This is a genomic window from Halomonas daqiaonensis, assembly GCF_900109725.1.
GTDB classification, from domain to species: domain Bacteria; phylum Pseudomonadota; class Gammaproteobacteria; order Pseudomonadales; family Halomonadaceae; genus Halomonas; species Halomonas daqiaonensis.
The window spans coordinates 107,652-128,190 of record NZ_FOBC01000006.1; the positions used below are offsets into that span (position 1 = coordinate 107,652).

Sequence of the window (20,539 nt, forward strand, 5' to 3'; positions counted from 1 at the left end):
GGCCACTGACAACGATATACGCCAGCCAGGAAACGGATAGATGACAGAACAGGTAATGGCCGCCATTGACGGCTCGACGTACTCGGAAGGGGTCAGCGGCTACGCCGCCTGGGCCAGCCTGGCGCTTGATGCCCCGCTGATCTTCCTGCATGTGAACGACAACCACCCCCAGACCGCCGAGGCGGATCTCACCGGCAATATCGGGCTCGGCGCCCGGGAGCACCTGCTCGAGGAGCTCTCCCAGCTGGATGAGCAGCGCGCCAAGGTGGCCCAGGAACAGGGCCGGTTGATGCTCACTGCGGCCAAGGAGCGTGCCGTCGAGGATGGCGTGGCCGAACCTGCCACTCGGCAGCGCAACGGCACCCTGGTGGAGACCCTGGAGGAGCTGCAGGACGAAATCCGCCTGCTGGTGATGGGCAAGCGCGGCGAGATGGCCCACCAGGACGGTGACCATCTGGGCACCAATCTGGAGCGGGTGGTGCGCACCCTGCACCGGCCGATCCTGATGGTGCCCGAGGCTTACAAGACGCCGGAGAAGGTGATGCTCGCCTTCGACGGCGGCAAGACCACCCGCAAGGGGGTGGAGATGCTGGCCAGGAGCCCGCTGTTCGACGGTATTCCGGTGCATGTGGTCATCGTTGGCGCCGAGACAGGAGACAACCGCTCCCAGCTCGACTGGGCGCTCAAGACCCTGCGTGATGCCGGCCACGAGGCCGAGGGCGCCATCCGCGCCGGCGAAGTGGAGCCGACGCTCCATGCTTACCAGGAGGAGCAGGGAATCGACCTGCTGGTGATGGGGGCCTACGGCCACTCGCGCATCCGCCACCTGCTGGTGGGCAGCACCACCACCGAGATGCTGCGCAAGGCCACCAACCCGGTGCTGCTGTTGCGCTGATCGCCCTCGATTGCTCACGCCGATGCCCCGGGATCCTGAACCGATGCAGGGAGCCCGGGGCGCCGCCGACTGTTACCCCTGTGCCTTGAGATCCCTGAGCACTCCCTGGGCCAGCCACCAGCCGGCGACCAGAAATGCCAGCATGCCGGCAAGGATGGTGCTGAACGAGGCGCCAAGGTCCAGGGTTATGCCCAGCACCGCCGGGGCGAGGCCGGTGGAGAAGACCATCGACGCGCTCAGGGTGGCACGCACCGTGCCCAGGTGTTTTGCCCCCCAGCTGCGCACCAGCAGGCTGGTGGCGATGGGTTCCTGAGCCCCCATGGTGAGTCCGCCGCCGACCATCATCGCCCAGACGCCGAGATCACCGCCGGCGAAGGTGGCCAGCAGCAAGCCCAACGCATAGGGCAGCAGGTAGAGCCGCGCCAAGCGGACCGGGCCGAGTCTGTCGACCCAGCGTCCGCCCATCAGCGCACCGGGCAGCTTGGCGAGCCCCATGCCGGTCAGGGCCAGGGCATAGACGCCCAGCGAACTGCCAAGGTCCTCGGTCATGCGCGCCTGGTAGATGAAGAGCCCGGTCATGGTCACCGGCAGGATCATCAGCAACGGCAGCAGCTTCCAGAAGCGCGCCTCGCGGAAGGGGCGCGGGCCGTCGCGACGCTGGCCCCTTGCAGGGCGCTTGCCTGGCGCCTTCGGCTAGGGACCGAGAAGCAGCAGCGGGAACCAGAACAAGGCCAGGAAGGTCACGAACAGCCACCACAGCTCCCGCCAGCCAAACCACATGAGCAGAGCCGCCATCAAAGGCGGCAGCGCCGTTTCACCCAGCATGATGCCCATGCCGACCAGGCCCAGGGCGCGGCCACGCAGGTTGACGAACTCGCGGCCGGCGAGGGTGTTGCCCAGGTGGCTCATCATGCCCTGGCCGCCGAAGCGCACCAGACCCAGGCCGAGAAGTCCCAGACCCCACCAGGGCGCGGCGGTCAACAGCAGGATGCCGGCGAGCAGCGTGGCGAGCACCAACAGTGCGAAGCGCCGCGGCGCCACCCAGTCGATGCTGGGGCCCAGGTATAGCACGGCGAATCCCGACACCAGGGTCACCGCAGCGTAGGCGGTACCGAACTGCCCGGCGGAAAACCCCAGGTGCGTGCTGATGGGCGCCTGGAAGAGGCCGATGAAGAAACTCTGGCCCAGGCTCGAGGAGAACATTGCCAGGAAGGCGATGCCCAGCAGCCCGCGATGATCCCGCAGCAGGGTGCGGTAACCCATGGTGACCTCCGGATTGTGGTGACGGGAGTGCGGCAGCAGGGCCGCAGTGGCAAGATGGAGCCCCATAGGCAGAGCCAAAAGCACCACAGGATATCAGCTGAATGCCAACGGAGGCGTACCGGGCCGATTCGATGTACCCGTAAGTGGAGGCGGTGATGAATCATCCAGAGCTGAACATGGACGCCGTGGTGAGGCGGTTGCATGCGCTGCGCGCCGACCTGCTCGAGCAGAGCGATGCCAGCCGTGAATCCCGCGATACCGTGATGCTCGACCAGACCTCGGTGGGGCGCCTGTCGCGCATGGATGCCATGCAGGGACAGGCCATGGCCAAGGCCGAGGAGCAGCGGCGCCAGCTGGCGCTTCGCCGGATTACGGGCGCACTCTCGCGCATCGACAAGGGCGAGTATGGCGAGTGCATCGAGTGTGGTGAAAGGATCGGCGCCAGGCGCCTGGAAGGGGATCCGCTGGTGCTGAAATGCATCGACTGCGCCGATTGATGCTCAGCGCCGGGAGCGGCAATGGTCCCTAGCGCTGGCAGGGATCATCGATGATGGCGGTTTCTCGCGGGCGCAGCCGCCGCGAAAGGGCATCTACGGCAATGTTGAGAGCCGCGGTAATCAGCAACAGGAAAAAGGCCACATCGAACAACAGGTACTCGAAGTTCGCGTCGATGTAGTAGCCCAGGGTGGCTACCCCCAGCATTCCCAGGATGGCCGTCTCGCGCAGGATCACCTCGGCACGGTAGTAGAGCAGTGCCAGCATGCCCGGATAGAGCCGCGGCAGCAGTTCGTAGGCCAGCCGGCCCGAGGCGTTCACCCCCGGCATGCCCGGGGTGATGGCATCGGCATGGCGCGCTACCAGGAAGGCGATCAATGCCCCGTTGTGCAGTGCCAACGCCAGCCAGGCGGGCAACAGCGAAGGCCCCAGCAGCAGCAAGAAGAAGAAGGCCAGCATAAGCTCGGGCGTCGAGCGCAGGAAGATCAACAGGCCGCGCCCGGCCAGCCGAGTCGCCGGGTTGCCGAAGTGTCGGCAGGCCAGCGGCCAGAGTGCCAGGGCGACCAGCAGGGCCCCCACGCTGCCCAGCAGGCCGAGCAGCAGGGTGTTGCCGATGGCAGGACCCAGCTCCGGGATGCGTGCAAGCCAGTCGATGAGGCCTCGCCAGTCGCCGTCGAGCAGCGCCGAAGGCCAGATATCCTGGCTGGCGAAGCGCCACAGCAGGCTGCCATCCACCGTCGGCCAGGGGCCCAGCAGCAAGGCACCGCCCAGCAATAGCAGCGGTATCAGCCGCCGGTGGCCCCACCAGGGCAGGCTGGCGATCAGCAGGTAGAACAGCCACAGCAGCGCACCGGCCTCGTGATAGCGCCCCTCGCGGAAGGCGGTCTCGAGCTGGAAACCCAGGGTCGGCAGGCCGACGAAGCCCAGCAGCACGCTGGCGCGCAGCCCGCACTCGAAGCGATAGCGGGTATAGGCGGCGAGCCTGGCCCAGGCCAGCGGCAGCTCGGCATAGACGAAGCGTGATAACCGGCCGACCCCCAGAGGCAGGGCGTCGCGCGGGGCGCCCGGTAGCTGCTCGAGGATCTCGGCATAGACCTTGGCGAAGATGCCGGCATAGGGGATCGCCAGGGCCATCAGCGCCGTGGCGGCCGAGAGACCGAACACCTGCAGGAAGAGCAGCGCCCAAAACAGCTCGTGGATCGCCCGCACGAAGGCGCAGCCGGCGCGGACCAGCCGCGAGCGGGCGAACAGCAGGGCCAGCGGGAAGCCCAGCAGCATCCCGCCCAGCGTTCCCCACAGGGCCACGGCCACGGTCAGGCCGAGGGCCTCCAGCGGTGATTCCAGCGCTCCCCAGGCGGGCCAGGCCAGCCCCCGGGCCATGCGCGCCAGCTCCCCCCAGGGGTCGCGGGTCAGGATCGCCAGGTCGGCGAAGGGCACCAGAATCACCGCCAGTGCCACCAGGGTCAGGCTGTGGCGCGCCAGGCGCACGCCGCTGCTCTGTCCGGCCAGCCAGCCCGGCCGGGGCTCGGGCTGGCGAAGGACGGCCTGGCTCATGGCTGGCCTCTGTCAATGGCCTCGTCGGCCGAGCTATCGGCATCGGGATAGAGGCCGTCCAGGTCCGCCAGAGTCAGGTCGCGGGCCGGGGCGTCGATCACCAGTTGACCGTCTCGCAATCCCCACACCCGGTCGAAATGGCTGAGGGCCAGCTCCCGATAATGGAGGGCGATCACCGCGGTGGCGTGGCGCGCCTCGATCAGTGCCAGCAGGCGCAGCGCCTGGTGGGGGTCGATGCTGGCCACGGGTTCGTCGCCGAGGAACAGCTCTTGCTGCTGGTAGAGGGCCCGGGCGATGGCGACCCGCTGGCGCTGGCCCCCGGAGAGCTGGCCGACCGGCCGGCGCATCAGCCCGGCCAGGCCCAGGGCGTCGCAGAGCTCGGCAACCTGGCGCCAAGGCCCCGCCAACGGGCGCACCAGGTTCCACAGGTTGGCCAGCGCCGAGTGCTCGGCCAGACGCCCCATGTAGATGTTGTGATAGACCGCAAGCTGAGGCACCAGGCCATGCTGTTGGGGACACCAGGCAGCGGAGTCACCCAGCCGTCGGCGCAGGGCCTCGAGCAGGGTGGACTTGCCGGCCCCGCTGGGGCCGAGTAGCGCGACCCGCTCGCCCGGATACAGGGCAAGAGCCAGACGGGATAGTACCACCTGGTTATCGTAGCCGAGGTCCTCGGCCTCGAAGGCGACCAGCGGCCGGCGTGGCTCGCCGCCCATCAGCGCAGCAGGCCGAGCTCTTCTGCGACATCCTCGATGGGGGCGTAGAGGGCGTTGTCGGCGGGGATGAAGTCCTCGCGGGGAAAGCTCGCCAGCAGCTCGGGGTCGTCCATCTCGAGCAGGGCAGCGCGAACCTTTTCGGTAAAGCCTTCACCGAACTGCTCGTCCACGTCGCCGCGCAGGGTCCAGTTGTAGTCGGGATACGCTGGGGTAGTCCAGATTACCTCGACCTTGTCGGTATCCACCCGGCCGTCTTCCACTGCGGCGTCCCAGACGGTGTAGTTCACCGCGCCCAGGTCCCAGGTGCCGGCTTCCACCAGGGCGATGGTGCGCGAATGGTCGCCGGAGTAACCGACCCGGGAGAAGAGCTCGTCGGGTGCCTCGCCAAAGCGCTGGCGCAGGAAGTGCTCGGGCATCAGTCGGCCGGAGGTGGAGGTGCGTGAGCCGAAGGTGAGGCTCATTCCCTCGATGGCATCGGGCAGTTCCTCTGCTCGCTCCAGGCCGGTGGAGCGGTGGGCGATGAAGTAGCTCTTGAATCGGGCATCCTCGCTGCCCTGGGCCAGGGCCTCCGAACCCGGCACCAGGCGACGCGCCTGAACCCCGGAGAGGCCGCCGAACCAGGCCAACTGGACCTGGTTGTTGCGAAAGGCGGTGACCGTGGCGCCATAGGACTTCACCGGCACGTACTCCACCTCCACATCGAGTCGCTCCTCCAGGTAGTCGGCGACCTTGGAGAAGCGCTCGACCAGCCGCGACTGGTCCTCGTCGGGAATGGCGGTGAAGTGGAGCGTATCGGCAACGGCACCCTGGGCGAACAGGGTCAGCGCCATGGTGGAAGTGACGAGGGCAGAAGCGGCAAGCCAGCGCATCTCGGTCTCCGGAGCGAATGATGGGATGGTCATTGTTGTGGCTCGGCGTCGGCCTGGCAAGTCGGGTAATGCCTCAAGGCTGGTCGTTGTGACCCCGCGCGGGATAGCGTGTCGTCTGCAGGCTGTCCTTGATCTTCTTGAGGTGGGGCAGGAAGTCCTCGCCGCGTCGCAGGGTCACACCGGTGGCCAGGACATCGATCAGCGCCAACTGGATCATCCGCGAGGTCATGGGCATGTAGTAGTCGGTGTCCTCCGGTGTGGTGACTTCCAGGGTCTCGGTGCACTCGGTGGCCAGCGGCGAGTCTGGGGCGGTGATGCCGAGCACCACGGCGCCGTTCTCTCGCGCCAGCCGGGCGATTTCCACCAGATCCCGGGTGCGGCCGGTCCAGGAGAGCACCACCACCACATCGCCGGTGTGGCAGGCGGCGGCCACCATGCGCTGCATCAGCACGTCCACATAGGCGGTGACGGGTAGATTGAACCGGAAGAACTTGTGCTGGGCATCCTGCGCCACTGCCCCGGAGGCCCCCAGGCCGAAGAAGTGCAGCTGCCGGGCCTGGATCAGGTAGTCGACCACGCGCTCGATGCGCTCAGGGGGCACTTCACGTCGGGCCTGGTCCAGGGCGGCGATGGTCGCGCCGAAGATCTTTTGGGTGTAGTCGGTGGCGGAGTCGCCGGGTTCCACTGCCTGGCTGACGTAGGGGGTGCCGCCGGCCAGGCTCTGGGCGAGCTTGATCTTGAAGTCCGGATAGCCCTTGGCATCAAAGCTGCGACAGAAGCGGTTGACCGTGGGTTCGCTGACCGAGGCTAGTTGGGCCAGGGTGGCGATGCTCATGCTGGTGGCCGATGTCGGATCGGCCAGGATGACGTCGGCCACCTTGCGTTCGGATCGGTTGAGCTCGTCGAGCTGCCGGCGTATGCGATCGAGCAGATCGTGTCGGACCATGGGCGATGAAGTCTCCGTGACGACGGGGCGCCATCGTCGGCGCTTGGGTGAAACACGGGTGATGTAGTGATTTAACTACATTATGCTGGCTATCTAGCGGCGTGCGCAAAGCGCCCTGAAAAAAGACCGACCAAGGAATGTTGATTTTAATGTAAACTTACATGATTGGTTTGCAGGGCTATCTCCTCTTGCGCTATTTTTAGGTAAGTTAACCAGATGGGGCGGACATGACTCAACGCAATCGCGCCGGCAAGGCCAAGCCCACCGACGCCGGCAGCACGGAGATAGACCTGGCGCTGTTTGGCGCGCTTGGCGACCTGGCCCAGCGCAAGCTCTATCCGGCACTCTACCAGCTCGATCGCGAGGGGCTACTGGACCCCGCTACCCGCCTGCTGGGCCTGGCCCGTCAGGACGTCGACCTGGACGGTTTTCGCATGCAGGTCGAGAAGACGCTCAGGAACTACGTCAAGGGCGAGGAGCTTGAGGATGAGGCGCTGGCCCGCTTCCTGGCCCGCCTCGATTTCATCCAGCTCGACTTCACGCAGCCCGAGGGTTACGACGCCATCCGCGAGTGGCGCCAGCAGGGCCTGCTGCGTCCCATGGTGGTCTACCTCTCGGTGGCCGCGAAGATCTACGGCGATATCTGCCACCATCTCGAGGCCAGCGGCAGCCTCGACGAGCAGAGCCGGGTAGTGGTCGAGAAGCCCATCGGCTACGACCTCGACTCCTCCGCCGAGATCAACGATGCCATCGGTGCGGTCTTCCCCGAGTCGCGTATCTACCGCATCGACCACTATCTGGGCAAGGAGACGGTGCAGAACCTCATCGCGCTGCGCTTCGCCAACCCGCTGTTCGGCACCCAGTGGAACCAGAACCATATCTCCCATGTGGAGATCACCGTGGCCGAGAAGGTCGGTATCGAGGGGCGTTGGAATTACTTCGACGAGGCCGGCCAGCTGCGCGACATGGTGCAGAACCACCTGCTGCAGCTGGTCTGCCTGATCGCCATGGACCCGCCGGCCAACCTGGATGCCGACGCCATCCGCGACGAAAAGGTCAAGGTGCTCAAGGCGCTCAAACCCTTCACCGACGACATGCTGGGACGTGACGTGGTGCGTGGCCAGTACATGGCCGGTACCACGGATGGCCAGGCCGTGCCGGGCTACCTGGAGGAGGAGGGAGCCAATACCGAGAGCCAGACCGAGACCTTCGTGGCCATGAAAACCGGGGTGGCCAACTGGCGCTGGGCCGGCGTGCCTTTCTACCTGCGCACTGGCAAGCGCATGCCGGAGAAGCTCTCGCAGATCATCATCCACTTTCGCCAGCAGCCGCACTACATCTTCGACCCCGATCAGCGTGGCCTGGCCTCCAACAAGCTGGTGATCCGCCTGCAGCCGGAGGAGGGCATCGCGCTGGAGGTGCTGACCAAGGACAGTGGCCTGGACAAGGGCATGCGGCTGCGCCGCGGGCCCTTGTACCTGGACTTCAGCAGCGCTTTCCCCAAGACGCGGATTCCCGACGCCTACGAGCGGCTGCTGCTCGAGGTCATGAAGGGCCAGCAGTATCTCTTCGTGCGTCGCGATGAGGTCGAGCATGCCTGGCAGTGGTGCGACAATCTGGTTGCCGCCTGGGCCGACCGCGACGAGCCGCCGCGGCGCTATCCGGCCGGTTCCTGGGGGCCGGTCGCATCCATCGCCATGATCACCCAGGATGGTCGCAGCTGGTATGAAGACTACTGAGCAGTTCAGGCTGGCCCCCGGGCCCGGTAGCGACTCTCTCAAGATCGCCATGATCACCCAGGATGACCGCAGTTGGTAAGAGGATGACTGAGATGACCAACACGACCCCGTCGCCCCGTGAACAGCTTTCCCGGCAGCTGGCCGAGGCCGTGGCCGAAGCCCTGCGGGTCGATCTGGCCCGTCAGGACAATGCCCTGCTGGTGGTCTCCGGCGGCTCCACGCCGGTGCCTTTTTTCGAGGCCCTGGCGACCTGCGAGCTGCCCTGGGAGCGCGTCCAGGTGACCCTGGCCGATGAACGCTGGGTGCCCGAGGATGCCGTCGACAGCAATGCTCGCCTGGTGCGCGCGCACCTGCTGCAGGGGCCGGCCGCCCTCGCCACCTTCGTGCCGCTGACCACTGACAATCCCACGCCCGAGCAGGGTGCCGAGGCGGTGGCCGAACGCATCAATGGTCTGGCATGGCCGGCCAGCGTGGTGATCCTCGGCATGGGGGGCGACGGCCACACCGCTTCGCTTTTTCCCGACAGCCGTGAGCTCGAACTGGCCCTGACTACCGGCGCCGCGACGGTGGCGGTTCGCACGCCGAGCCAGCCTCAGCCGCGGATCACCCTGAGTGCCGACCGGCTGCATCAGGCCCATCGTCACCTGCTGCATATTACCGGCGGCGACAAGCGCGCCGTGCTGGCCCGGGCGCTGTCCGGCGATGACGTCCGCGAGCTGCCTATCCGCGCCTTTCTGGCCTGCCCGCTGGCCACGTACTGGGCCCCCTGAGTTTCTGGAGACCAACATGACCGTCGAAAAGAGTATCGACAAGCAGCTGCCCTCGACCCGGACCACCGAACTGGACAGCATCTGCCTCAAGGCCGAAGTGATTCCGGTATTGGCCGTCCAGCGCATCGAGGATGCCGTGCCCCTGGCGCGCGCCCTCTTCGAAGGCGGCCTGACCGTGCTGGAGATCACCCTGCGCACCGACTGTGCCCTGGAGGCGATCCGCCGCATCAACGAGGCGCTGCCACATGCCAGCATCGGCGTGGGTACCGTGCTGACGCCGGCCCAGTATCGCCAGGCCGAGGAGGTGAACGCCGACTTCGTGGTGACCCCCGGCACCACCGAGGCGCTCTACCGCTACGGCGTCACCAGCCCTGTACCCATGCTGCCCGGCGTGGCGACCGTCTCCGAACTGATGACCGGCTGGCAGTACGGTTATCGTCGCTTCAAGTTCTTCCCGGCCGAGGCCAGTGGCGGTATCAAGGCCCTGAAGGCCTTCGCCGGCCCGATTCCCGAGGCGCGTTTCTGCCCCACCGGCGGGATCGGCATCAACAATGCCGAGGACTACCTGGCGCTCAAGAACGTGATGTGCGTGGGGGGCTCCTGGCTCACACCCAAGTCCTTGATCGACGCCGAGGACTGGGACGCCATCCGCTCGTTGGCCCGCGAGGCGGCGGAGCGATTTCATCACTGAGCCGTTTCCCGATTCGGTAACCCTGTGTGCTCGACAGCGTTTTGCTGTCGTTTACCCGGTCTTCAAGGCCGGTCACGGGGCTTATGGGATCGCTGTTTCCTCGCGGCTCAGGGTGGTGCCCAGCAGATGCTGGGCGCCGGGGACGAGCCACACCGGGTCGAGCCGGGTATTCGCCGACTCGACGCACAGGAAGTGACGGGCGGCCTCGATCGAGGTGTCCTCGGGGGGAGTAGCGCCAGGATGCCAGACCACCGCGGAATCGCTGCTCTGGCGGGCGATCCTCAGGCGGCGGGTGCCGTCGTCGAGGCACAGCTCGGCATTGCTGCGGTAGATGCGATCGAGCGGCCCGCGGACGCCCAACTCGCCTTTCTGGTCGCGCTCGGCGAAGTCGGCCAGCTTGTCCAGGTAGGTCGCGCCGGCCAGGCCCTCGACGCGACAGGCGAAGGCATCGGCGACCGCCAGGTAGCTGTGCAGGGCGCCACTGATCTTCACCGGTGTCTCCCCGACATGCTCGGTGATCAGCTCCACGTGCAGGCGCCGGGCATTGGCCTGGATCACCGCGCGGGGCACCAGCTGCCCATGCAGACGTTCCTCGGGCGACAGGTGCAACTCCACGCCTTCCTCGTGTTCGTCCACGGCGTCGAGGCGCCACTGCGCCTTGCGCGCTGGGCCGTGCATGGGGCCGGAGCGATCCGGAGACTCGTCGGCGGTGTTCTCGTCGGCGAACCAGGGCCAGCACAGCGGGATGCCGCCACGGATTGCCCCCGGCAGCGCCTGGGGCGTGGGCGTCACCCATAGCCAGCCTCCGGCTACCATGCCCTCGGGGCCCTGTGTGGTGCCGGCGGGGAGAGAGCCTTCAGCTGGCGCGTCTTCGGGCGCCGGATAGTAGTGAAGCACTTGCGCGCCCTGCAGTGAGACCGCCAGTTCCCCCCAGGCTTCGTTGGCCAGCCACACCTCGCGGCCGGCCCACTCGGCGCGGCGCTGGCCGGTGGTCTCGTCGAGAAGGGTTCTGAGCGAAGCGGGAATCATGGTGCCTCCGGGATGTTGTGATGGCGGCGTGGCCGTGGCGGAAAGTAACCGCCCAGCCTAGCATGACGGCACGATCCGACTCAGGCGTCTTCTTCGTGGATCTGGCCGGCCTGGCGGGCCAGGTCGTCGGCCTCGAAGCCGCCGAAGACACCCGCGCCTTCCTCGCCGCGCATGGCCAGGTGGCGGAAGCCGCCGAACAGTTCGCGCCCCAAGCCGACGTGGTAGTGGTCCAGCTCGCCGACGCGCAGCTCGCGCTCGGCCCATTCACGGGCGTCGACCTTGGCCTCGAGGCTGCCGCTATCGGCATCCAGGCGCACGATGTCGCCGTCACGCAGCTTGGCGAGTGGGCCGCCGTCAAGTGCCTCGGGGCTGATATGGATGGCCGCGGGCACCTTCCCGGAGGCGCCGGACATGCGGCCGTCGGTGACCAGTGCCACCTTGTGGCCACGGTCCTGGAGCACGCCGAGATAGGGTGTCAGCTTGTGGAGCTCCGGCATGCCGTTGGCCTTGGGACCCTGGAAGCGCACCACGGCGATGACGTCGCGGTCCAGGTCGCCGGCCTCGAAGGCGCCCTTGAGGTCGTTCTGGTCCTCGAAGATCCGGATGGGCGCCTCGACGACGCGATGCTCGGGCTTGACCGCCGAGACCTTGATCACCCCGCGGCCCAGGTTGCCGTCGAGCACGGTGAGCCCACCGGTGGTCGCGAAGGGCTCCGCCACGCCGCGCAGCACCTCGGTATCGAGGCTTCGCTCCGGCCCCTCGCGCCACACCAGTTTGCCGTCCTCGAGGAAGGGTTCCCGCGTATAGGCGGTCAGGTCGCTGCCGAACACCGTGGAGATGTCGCTGTGCACCAGGCCGGCAGCGATCAGCTCGCGGAACAGGTAGCTCATGCCGCCGGCGGCCTGGAAGTGGTTGATGTCGGCCTGGCCGTTGGGATAGACCTGCATCAGGCTTGGCGTCACCGCGGAGAGGTCGGTGAAGTCCTCCCAGGTGATGGTCAGGCCGGCGGCGGCGGCCATGGCCACCAGGTGCAGGGTATGGTTGGTGGAGCCGCCAGAGGCCAGCAGGCCGACGATGGCGTTGACGATGGCGCGCTCGTCGATCTGCTTGTAGAAGGGGCGGTAGTCGCCGCCGGGTTCGGTGTTACGGACCGTCTGCTCGGTGGCATAGCGGGTCAGGGCCTCGCGCATCTCTGTGCCCGGATTGACGAAGGAGGTGCCCGGCAGGTGCAGGCCCATCATCTCCATCATCAACTGGTTGGAGTTGGCGGTGCCGTAGAAGGTGCAGGTACCGGGGCTGTGATAGGACTCGGATTCCGCTTCCAGCAGGTCCTCGCGGCTCGCCTTGCCCTCTGCGTAGAGCTGGCGGATCCGCGCCTTCTCCTTGTTGGGCAGGCCGCTGGGCATGGGGCCCGCCGGCACGAACATCGCCGGAAGGTGGCCGAAACGCGCCGCGGCGATGAACAGCCCCGGGACGATCTTGTCGCACACGCCGAGGTAGAGGGCGGCGTCGAACATGTTGTGTGAGAGGCCCACGGCAGTGGCCATGGCGATGACGTCGCGAGAGAACAGCGAGAGCTCCATCCCCGGCTGGCCCTGGGTGACGCCATCGCACATGGCCGGTACGCCGCCGGCGAACTGGGCGGTGGAGCCCATGGCACGTGCGGCTTCCTTGATCACGGCCGGGAAGGTCTCCAGCGGCTGGTGGGCCGAGAGCATATCGTTGTAAGCCGAGATGATGCCGAGGTTGGCCGAATTCATCAGCTTCAGCGAATTCTTGTCCGTCTCGCCGCAGGCCGCAAAGCCGTGGGCCAGGTTGCCGCAGGAGAGCTCGCCGCGGTGCACGCCACGCTTGTGCTGGTCGGCCATGCGGCTCTCGTAGAGGGCGCGGCGCTCGGCGGAGCGCTCGCGGATACGGCGAGTGACGTCGGCAACGGTGGGATTGAGAGCGGGGGTCGTGCTGGCCATGGGGCACCTCGGCATCGAGCGTCAGTTATATTGTAAACTTACTAATAAAGTGTCCAATTATTCGTCAATGTTACCTGCCATTCGGTAGTATTTGGAGTTTTATTACCGCTATTTTTATTGTCGAGAGATCGGCTCACAGGCCCAGTAGCCGCATCAACCACTTGCGATACGGCGGGTTGAGCAACCCCACGGCGTTGTGGCGTGCTTGCAGGAAGACGCTGCGCTGGTGGCTGAAGCGTAGGAAGCCGGCCTCGCCCTGATAGGCCCCCATGCCGCTCTCGCCGATGCCACCGAAGGGTAGGGCGGGCACGGCGTAGTGCCATAGGGTGTCGTTGAAGACTACGCCGCCCGAGCGGCTCTGCTCCAGCAGGCGCCGGCGACGGGCAGGGTCGTCGGTAAAGGCATAAAGCGCCAGGGGGCTAGGGCCGTTGGCGACTCTGGCCAGGGCGGCGTCGAAGTCGCGCACCCCGATCACCGGCAGCCAGGGCCCGAAGACCTCCTCCTGCATGATCGCCAAGTTGGCGGTGGGGTCGATCACTAGCGTGGGGGGCAGCTTGGTGCCTTGGTTGAGCGATTGGCGCTCGCCGAGTTCGATCACCCGGCAGCCGTGATCGCGCGCCTCGTCGAGCACGCCCTCGAGCCGCTGACGCGCGGGTTCGCCGAGCAGCGCCGAGTAGTCGTTGCTGGCGGTGCCATCTGGATAGAACCCCTTGACCGCCCCGCGGATCGCCTCGATGAAGGCCGGCAGCCGCGCCGCATCGATCAGCACGTGGTCGGGGGCGATGCAGGTCTGGCCGGCGTTGAGCCACTTGCCGAAGGCGATGCGCCGGGCGGCATGTGAAAGATCGGCATCATCGGCGACGATGGCCGGGGTCTTGCCACCGAGCTCCAGGGTCACTGGCGTGAGGTTGGCGGCTGCGGCCTTGGCTACCTCACGGCCGACCCGTGGGCTGCCGGTGAACAACAGATGGTCGAAGGGCAGGGCGGCGAAGGCCCGGGCGGTGTCGGCATCGCCGGTCACCACGCGCAGCTCATCGCCGTCGAAATAACGCGCCGCGAGCTTTGCCATCAGCTCGCTGGTGGCAGGGGTCTGCTCGCTGGGCTTGATCATCACCCGGTCGCCGGCGGCCAGGGCATCCACCGCCGGCAGCAGGGCCAGGCTCCAGGGGTAGTTGGCCGGGGCGATGATGCCAACGACTCCAAGCGGTTGGCGGTAGATGCGCGCCCGGGCCGGTTGCAATCGCCAGGGCACACCGGCGCGGCGCGGACGCATCCAGTCCTTCAGGTGCCGACGGGCATGGCCTACCGCCTGCAGCAATGGGAACACCTCGGCCAGGCGCGTCTCGGCCTCGGCGCGGTGGCCGAAGTCCTGGTGGATCGCCTGGCTGATCTCGTCGCGGTGGTGGCGTGTCATGTCCGCCAGGTGCGCGAGGCGGTCGCGACGTGTCTCCGCCGAGGGGAAAGGCTCGGCGGCGAAGGCGTGGCGCTGCTGTTCCAGGCGCGCCTGCAGGGCGCGGGCGTCGGCCATGCGCGTCTCCCTGGTCAGTGGTGGCATCGGTGAAAGGGTCTGCGCACAATGGTGGCGCAATGCCAGCGGCTTGTCAGCCGCAGGCCACCTTATATTACCCCGGGAGTCCCCATGTCGGAGCTGGTCCTGAGCGAACTGCCCGCCATCGAAGCGGTGTCGGCCGCAGCCTGGAACGCCCTGGCCGGCGACGACCATCCCTTCCTGCGCCACGAGTTCCTGCATGCCCTGGAGGCCAGCGGCGCGGTGAGTCCCGCCACCGGCTGGGAGCCGCGCCACCTGACACTGTGGCAGGGCGATGCGCTGGTCGGCGCCATGCCGCACTACCACAAGCATAATTCCTACGGTGAATACGTCTTCGACTGGGGCTGGGCAGATGCCTGGGAGCGTGCCGGCGGCGATTACTATCCCAAAGGGCTCTCGGCAATTCCCTTCACTCCGGCCCCGGGGCCGCGCTTGGCCCTGGCGTCGCACATCGATCCCTTTGCCGCCCGCCGGGTGCTGGCCGAGGCCTGGGAAGCCAGCGAGCTGTCGAGCTGGCACCTGCTGTTTGCCGAGCCGAGCGAGGTCGAATCCTGGCAGGCCGCTTGTCCGTCACTGTTGGCGCGTTACGGCGTGCAGTTCCAGTGGCGCGATCGTGGCTTCGGCGACTTCGAGGGCTTCCTGGCCGCCCTGACGGCGAAGCGGCGCAAGACGATTCGCCGCGAACGGCGCCTGGTGGCCGACCAGGGCCTGACCCTGCATCGCCTGGAGGGGGAGGCCATCGATGCGGCGGCGATGGCCCACTTCTTCCGCTGCTACGAGATCACCTACCTGGAACGCGGTCGCCACGGCTACCTCGGCCTCGACTTCTTCGAGCGCCTGCGTTGGACCCTGTCCGAGTCGTTGCTGCTGATTCAGGCCCGACTGGAAGGGAGGCCGGTGGCCGCCGCGCTCTGCCTGCAGGGCGCGCGCACCCTCTACGGGCGTTACTGGGGCAGCGAGGTGCTGGCCGATTGCCTGCACTTCGAGGCCTGCTACTACCAGGGCATCGAGCATTGTCTCGAACGCGGTCTGACCCTCTTCGACCCGGGGACCCAGGGAGAGCACAAGCTCGCCCGGGGCTTCGCTCCGAGGCGGCTCACCTCACTGCATCATATTGCCGACCCGCGCCTGCGCGACGCCGTTTCGCGCTTCTGCACCGAGGAACAGGCTCATGTCGAGGCCTACTGCCGGGCGGCGGAAGCGGCACTTCCATACAGGAGAGATTGCTAAGCGGCTGCTATACTCCAATTCGAAAATGTAACGAGACTGTTTCAAAATGTTTCATTAACGTTCTGTGATTGGTCTCTGATGCATGGCCCAGGCAGGGAGTGAGAGTTAGTGATGTTGATGCTGATGGAGACTGTGTGGTCCTGATGCTTGGCACACAAGGCAATTCGCTGCAGACAAGGAGTGAGGTGAGATGCAATGGAAAAAGATGCTCGTTGTTGGCTGGTCGATGAAGGAACAAGGGACCCAAGCCACCTGGAAGATCTTCTAGAGTCGCTCGGTTGGGAGGTGCACCGGCTGTCACCCCCGTTCTCGGAATGTGGTGAGCTGGAAAGCAAGGGGTGTGAGGTCGGCGTGGTTCTGCTGGAGGGCTTGTCTAGCAAGCAATTGAGCCAGCTGGAGTCCCTGATGATCAAGAGTCACTGCCTGTGGCTGGCAGTTGCGTCTGCTTCTGTCATGGAGGACGCTGACCATCGAAGGCTCGTTGCGACGCTCTGTCATGGTGTCGTGGAGCCGGAATCGGCCAGCTCCGATCTGGGGTGCCTGATAAAGCACACGGCCTTTCTTTCTTGGCTTCAGACTCAGGATGCCGAAAGCCGACACAGCGCTGCCGCCATGTCGTCGGACGCGGCGGAGTACGAGATGGTGGGAACGACGCCGGCCATGTGGAAATTGTTTCAGACCATTCGCAAGGTGGCTGCCGTGGACGCGCCGATATTCATCAGCGGCGAGTCGGGAACCGGCAAGGAACTGACGGCCCAGGCCATCCACGAGCGTTCACCGAGGACTTCGGCGGCCTTTCACGCTATCAATTGCGGCGCTTTGCCCGATCACCTGATCCAGTCGGAGCTGTTCGGGCATGAGAAGGGCGCCTTTACCGGTGCGGCACAGCGCAAGATCGGCCGAATCGAAGCCACTAATGGCGGGACCCTCTTCCTGGACGAGATCGGCGATCTGCCTCTGGAACTCCAGGTCAACCTCCTGCGTTTCCTCGAGACCCGTACCATCCAGCGCGTCGGCGGCCTGGAAGATATCGCCGTCGATGTACGCATCATCGCGGCAACGCACGTCGATCTCGAAAAGGCCGTCGAGGAGGGCCGCTTCCGGGAAGATCTATACCACCGTTTGAACGTGTTACAGATCAAGGTGCCACCTCTGCGTGAGCACAAGGAAGACATTGAAATCCTGGCCCGTTACTTCTTCGAGCGCTTTTCCAGCGAGAAAGCGTCCCGGCTGAAAGGCTTCTCCCGTGAGGCCCTGCTGGTGATGCGGCAGTACCACTGGCCCGGGAACATTCGCGAACTGATCAACCGCATACGCCGCGCCATGGTCATGTGCGAGAACCCGCTTATCCAACCCGAGGATCTCGGCATCGAACGGCGTAAGATTTCGCGTCATAGCATGTCGCTCGACCAGGCCCGGGACACCGCCGAGCGTGAGGCGCTGGTCGCCGCCCTGGGCCGCAACAGGCACAAGGTGCTTCCTGCGGCCCAGGAGTTGGGGGTTTCCCGAGTCACCATCTATCGGCTGATGGAAAAACATGGCTTATCCCGGCCTGAGGCCTGTCCCACCGCGAAGAGCTAGCCTGCCTTTCGTCTCGATTGTTCCCGAACTCCCCCCTTTACACTTCCCCATCATGCCTGTCTGGCTTCCAGACAGGCATTTTTTCTGTGGCAAGTCGCGGAGTGAGCGGCAATGGGTTCAGCACTGTGACGGTTGCCTGGACCCTGGCTAACTGATTGATTTTTAAGCATCTGTCTGAGTTGTTAGCACCAGACGCCTACCATGCCCACTCGGCTGTTACATAGGGTTAACAGTTCTTTACGAAACCTGAATCGTCAGGCCAATAAAAACAATGACTTAAAAAGTTGGCACGGCAATTGCTCTAGTTATCGTAAAGAACAGTGACGAGACGTTACGGAGAAGCTGCCATGCAACTGACCACCATCATACAGCGCCAACAGGCAGGCCACCGCGCCGAGGCTGCGATGCGTGGCGCAGACGGTAGCCGTCTCCTGAGCGAAGGTTCGCTGAAGCTGAAGTATGTGGTGACGCTGGGTTTGCTGACAGCGTGCCTGGCAGCCACTCAGCTAGTCCAGGCGAGCGATGCGACGACCGCAGGCGGCGGATCAGCAGAAGAGGTGTTTGGCGTCACGCGTATGCATCTGACAGAGAGCCTGGATGACACGGCACTTGAGACGATTCGCGGTCGTTACGTCGATGTTCGGATGCTGGGAGAAGGGGGCGAGGATTCCGTCATTCTCTGGGACGAACGTCCCGGAAGAGGAACCGGCAATGATGGCAACGGGACCGGCAGGTCTCTCTCCACCGGGCTCGGCAACCAGCAGAGCACCACGGTGACAACACGGCGGGGACAGTAGCTATGACGATTCAGCGATATCAGGCCATAAGGTTCGCTCGTACCGCGCTGTTGACGAGCATCCTGGTCGGCTCCTTTGCCGGTACTAGTACGGCCGATACCGGGTCTACCCAGCAGCTTAAGCCCGGCGTTCGCCCTGGAGACGTCGTGATCCTGCGCCGGGTCGAGCCGGTGCCCGTAGGGAGAAGTGATCGCCATGCCGGCCCTATCGAGTCAAGGGTCAATGCTCGGGACAGCGCGATGGATCTGCAGCAGCGTCTCCCCGGCGTGCAGGCGATATCGTTATCCGATGATCGTGCCGCCGGTATTCGGAGCAGTGTCCAGGGGCCGGTCAATTCACTGCATCGTGCCCTGGGAACCGACAGCAAACGGACGGGGGGTGCGGCATCACACGGAGCCAGTTCCAGCAGGGTGACCGGAAGTCTCGGCGGCGGCAGGGCGGGTGGACGTGTCACCTCCGTCACCTCCGGGCTCTCGGGCACCATCGGCAAGGCTCTCTCACCACTGACAGGACGGAACTGATCATGGCGATGCTTCATACGGACAACACAGGCTACGGCTTGGGCGGCGGAATTCGAAACCGCAACAGGAAAGGGTTCGTCGCCATGGTGGGAGCCTTTCTGCTGATCGGTGGCATTCACGCCGCCATGGCTCAGGAAGGGCTGGGTATTCGCAACAGCACCGCCCTGGGTGGAAGTGCCTTGAGCCATATCAGCGGCGTGAGCACCACCAACATGGCGGCCGGCGAGGGCAACCTGCAGAGCAACAGTGGTGCCATGGCCATCGGCAAGGTCGCCAACACGGCGAACACGCTGGTGCAGCAGACAAGGATCGAGGAGCGAATCGCTGCCCAACAGGACAGGGTAGGAATTCAGGACCGCGCCTTTCGGCAGGCCGAAGGATGGATGTCGATCAACCAGGCAGCGGGTCAAGGGAATGTGCAGAGCAACACCTTCGGTGTGGCTCTGGGCATATCGGCCAGCAACCTCAACGACAACACCTTGCAACAGGTGCTGGCCGATAAGCAGGGGCTGAGTGGTACTGGTGACAGTTCGAGCAACTCCTCCAGCAAGGTCGAAATCGACAAGACGACCTTCGAGGGGGCCCGGGGTGTCATCCAGGTCAACCAGTCAGCCGGCACGGGGAACGCTACGCGCAACAGCTTCCGTATGAATATGGCGCTGGGGCAGTAGCGAGATCGCAAAGCAGGAATCAGAACGATTCGGTTCATTCAGGAGAAAGATCATGAAAACGTTCCAAAAAGCTCCGCTGGCACTGGCAATCACCGCGCTGATGGTAGCGCCCTATGCGTTGGCTGATGGCAACAAGTTCGACACCGATAGCACCATCGATTCGGACTTCGATAATAAGATCGATGTCGAGATCACGCACGACTCCGATACCTACAAGGACTTCTATACCAAGGTCTTTACCATCGACGTTGCACGGCACTACTCCGGTGCCACGGTCGACAGCAAGCAGCTGAGCAACAAAAACGGTGTGACTAACAAGGCCTCCGACAACAACGCCACTCTGGACGGTAACGCCCTGCGCGGCTCCTCCGGCAACGTGGGGGTGAACGTGGCGGCTGGCGACAACAACAGCCAGGCCAACGATGCGGCTCTCTCCGCCTCGGATGCCGCTCATGTGTTTGGTCAGGCGGCGGCGTTCTCGGCGCAGTCGGCCTCCAATAACGTCGTGCTGAACTCTGGCAGCCCCAACAATGCCCGCCTGGGCGGCAATGCGCTGCAGAATGCCACCGGCAATATCGGCGTCAACGTCGCGGCAGGCGTCGCCAACGCCCAGCAGAACTCGCTGGCGGCTTCTGCCAACACCAATAGCGGGTCTGCCGATGCCACCACCGGTGGCGTACAGACCACCTACAACAACACCACCACCAACCAGGGCCATAAAGAGACCTTTACCGATACGGTGCGTGTCTCCGTTAGTGGTGAAATGACTGGCACCTATGATGGAAGTGGCTCTGGGTCGTGGAACCAAACTAATAATGTCTATCCAGAAATCTGGGAAGGTGGCGAAGGTCATGGTGTAGGTGGTCCTCAATACTGGGGTCATGCCGATTTTGATGACAACAACTTCGACGGATCTGATGGTAAATTCGAAGGTGATCTTGGCTTCGAAGAGACCGGTGATATGACGCTTTCCGGCACGCTATCCGGAAGAGTTACCACTACCAACACCGTCTATGTGGCCAATGAGAACAACGCGTCTCTCAGCGGCAATGCCCTGCGCGGCGCCAGCGGCAATATCGGGGTGAACGTGGCCGCTGGTACCAACAACCTGCAGCGTAACTCCATGGCCATTGCCTCGGCTTCTGCAGGTTCAAATGCCGGTGCTCCAACCGAGTAGTAGTTGAACCAGCCAAGATGCTACTACTGCATCTAGCTAAATTCCCGGCCTGCCTCGGCAGGCCGGGTGTTGAGCGAAATGA

Annotated in this window: 19 protein-coding genes; 10 read left to right on the forward strand and 9 right to left on the reverse strand. The window is 65.1% G+C overall.

The window, feature by feature from the left end:
- Window positions 1-40: 40 nt before the first annotated feature.
- Window positions 41-895, forward strand: a complete 855-nt coding sequence (locus BMY30_RS06420; protein ID WP_089711751.1) for a universal stress protein — start codon at window positions 41-43, stop codon at window positions 893-895.
- Window positions 896-967: 72 nt separating this feature from the next.
- Here BMY30_RS06420 and BMY30_RS18110 read toward each other — a convergent pair whose 3' ends face one another.
- Both BMY30_RS18110 and BMY30_RS18115 read right to left on the reverse strand, forming a co-directional pair.
- The gene (locus BMY30_RS18110; protein ID WP_244516140.1) at window positions 968-1,492 is read right to left on the reverse strand and encodes an MFS transporter; all 525 of its coding nucleotides are present in this window, start codon (window positions 1,490-1,492) and stop codon (window positions 968-970) included.
- A 96-nt stretch (window positions 1,493-1,588) separates the two neighbouring features.
- Complete coding sequence (locus tag BMY30_RS18115; RefSeq protein ID WP_244516136.1) at window positions 1,589-2,224, reverse strand: MFS transporter; 636 nt, start codon at window positions 2,222-2,224, stop codon at window positions 1,589-1,591.
- A gap of 89 nt (window positions 2,225-2,313) precedes the next feature.
- Between BMY30_RS18115 and BMY30_RS06430 the strand changes: the two genes are divergently transcribed.
- Window positions 2,314-2,655, forward strand: coding sequence for a TraR/DksA family transcriptional regulator (locus BMY30_RS06430; protein WP_089711753.1), 342 nt, complete (start codon window positions 2,314-2,316; stop codon window positions 2,653-2,655).
- A 28-nt stretch (window positions 2,656-2,683) separates the two neighbouring features.
- On the opposite strand, the gene BMY30_RS06435 is transcribed toward BMY30_RS06430, so the two are convergent.
- The 4 genes from BMY30_RS06435 to BMY30_RS06450 form a co-directional block, all read right to left on the reverse strand.
- Window positions 2,684-4,207, reverse strand: coding sequence for an ABC transporter permease family protein (locus BMY30_RS06435; protein ID WP_089711756.1), 1,524 nt, complete (start codon window positions 4,205-4,207; stop codon window positions 2,684-2,686).
- Window positions 4,204-4,920: an ATP-binding cassette domain-containing protein gene (locus tag BMY30_RS06440; protein WP_089711758.1), complete on the reverse strand. Its 717-nt coding sequence runs from the start codon at window positions 4,918-4,920 to the stop codon at window positions 4,204-4,206. The genes BMY30_RS06435 and BMY30_RS06440 overlap by 4 nt, the downstream gene beginning before the upstream one ends.
- A complete protein-coding gene (locus BMY30_RS06445) occupies window positions 4,920-5,789 on the reverse strand; it encodes a putative selenate ABC transporter substrate-binding protein (protein WP_089711760.1) in 870 nt (289 codons plus the stop codon). Before BMY30_RS06445 ends, BMY30_RS06440 begins: the two co-directional genes overlap by 1 nt.
- Window positions 5,790-5,862: 73 nt before the next feature.
- Window positions 5,863-6,735, reverse strand: coding sequence for a MurR/RpiR family transcriptional regulator (locus BMY30_RS06450; protein WP_089711762.1), 873 nt, complete (start codon window positions 6,733-6,735; stop codon window positions 5,863-5,865).
- A 227-nt stretch (window positions 6,736-6,962) separates the two neighbouring features.
- Between BMY30_RS06450 and zwf the strand changes: the two genes are divergently transcribed.
- The 3 genes from zwf (at window position 6,963) to BMY30_RS06465 (ending at window position 9,935) form a co-directional block, all read left to right on the forward strand.
- Window positions 6,963-8,474 carry a glucose-6-phosphate dehydrogenase gene (gene zwf / locus BMY30_RS06455; RefSeq protein ID WP_089711763.1) on the forward strand — a complete coding sequence of 504 codons (1,512 nt, stop codon included), beginning with the start codon at window positions 6,963-6,965 and terminating at the stop codon, window positions 8,472-8,474.
- 92 nt (window positions 8,475-8,566) lie between these two features.
- Window positions 8,567-9,244: a 6-phosphogluconolactonase gene (gene pgl / locus BMY30_RS06460; protein WP_089711765.1), complete on the forward strand. Its 678-nt coding sequence runs from the start codon at window positions 8,567-8,569 to the stop codon at window positions 9,242-9,244.
- A gap of 16 nt (window positions 9,245-9,260) precedes the next feature.
- Entirely contained in the window at window positions 9,261-9,935 is a 675-nt protein-coding gene (locus BMY30_RS06465; RefSeq protein ID WP_089711767.1) for a bifunctional 4-hydroxy-2-oxoglutarate aldolase/2-dehydro-3-deoxy-phosphogluconate aldolase, read from the forward strand.
- A gap of 81 nt (window positions 9,936-10,016) precedes the next feature.
- On the opposite strand, the gene BMY30_RS06470 is transcribed toward BMY30_RS06465, so the two are convergent.
- The 3 genes from BMY30_RS06470 to BMY30_RS06480 form a co-directional block, all read right to left on the reverse strand.
- Complete coding sequence (locus BMY30_RS06470; protein WP_089711768.1) at window positions 10,017-10,964, reverse strand: aldose epimerase family protein; 948 nt, start codon at window positions 10,962-10,964, stop codon at window positions 10,017-10,019.
- Between the two features lie 80 nt (window positions 10,965-11,044).
- Window positions 11,045-12,931: a phosphogluconate dehydratase gene (gene edd, locus BMY30_RS06475; protein WP_089711770.1), complete on the reverse strand. Its 1,887-nt coding sequence runs from the start codon at window positions 12,929-12,931 to the stop codon at window positions 11,045-11,047.
- 133 nt (window positions 12,932-13,064) lie between these two features.
- A complete protein-coding gene (locus BMY30_RS06480) occupies window positions 13,065-14,459 on the reverse strand; it encodes a coniferyl aldehyde dehydrogenase (RefSeq protein ID WP_089711771.1) in 1,395 nt (464 codons plus the stop codon).
- 111 nt (window positions 14,460-14,570) lie between these two features.
- Here BMY30_RS06480 and BMY30_RS06485 point away from each other — a divergent pair, with 111 nt between their 5' ends.
- The 5 genes from BMY30_RS06485 to BMY30_RS06510 all read left to right on the forward strand — a co-directional run bounded on the left by BMY30_RS06485 (window position 14,571) and on the right by BMY30_RS06510 (window position 20,457).
- Window positions 14,571-15,710 carry a GNAT family N-acetyltransferase gene (locus BMY30_RS06485; RefSeq protein WP_089711773.1) on the forward strand — a complete coding sequence of 380 codons (1,140 nt, stop codon included), beginning with the start codon at window positions 14,571-14,573 and terminating at the stop codon, window positions 15,708-15,710.
- 405 nt (window positions 15,711-16,115) lie between these two features.
- Window positions 16,116-17,291 (forward strand): sigma-54-dependent transcriptional regulator, encoded by a 1,176-nt coding sequence (locus BMY30_RS06490; protein ID WP_089711954.1) that lies wholly within the window; start codon window positions 16,116-16,118, stop codon window positions 17,289-17,291.
- 347 nt (window positions 17,292-17,638) lie between these two features.
- Window positions 17,639-18,088 (forward strand): hypothetical protein, encoded by a 450-nt coding sequence (locus BMY30_RS06495; protein WP_089711775.1) that lies wholly within the window; start codon window positions 17,639-17,641, stop codon window positions 18,086-18,088.
- Window positions 18,089-18,692: 604 nt separating this feature from the next.
- Window positions 18,693-19,280 carry a hypothetical protein gene (locus BMY30_RS06505; RefSeq protein WP_139195486.1) on the forward strand — a complete coding sequence of 196 codons (588 nt, stop codon included), beginning with the start codon at window positions 18,693-18,695 and terminating at the stop codon, window positions 19,278-19,280.
- 52 nt (window positions 19,281-19,332) lie between these two features.
- Entirely contained in the window at window positions 19,333-20,457 is a 1,125-nt protein-coding gene (locus tag BMY30_RS06510; protein WP_089711783.1) for a hypothetical protein, read from the forward strand.
- The last annotated feature ends 82 nt before the right edge of the window (window positions 20,458-20,539 follow it).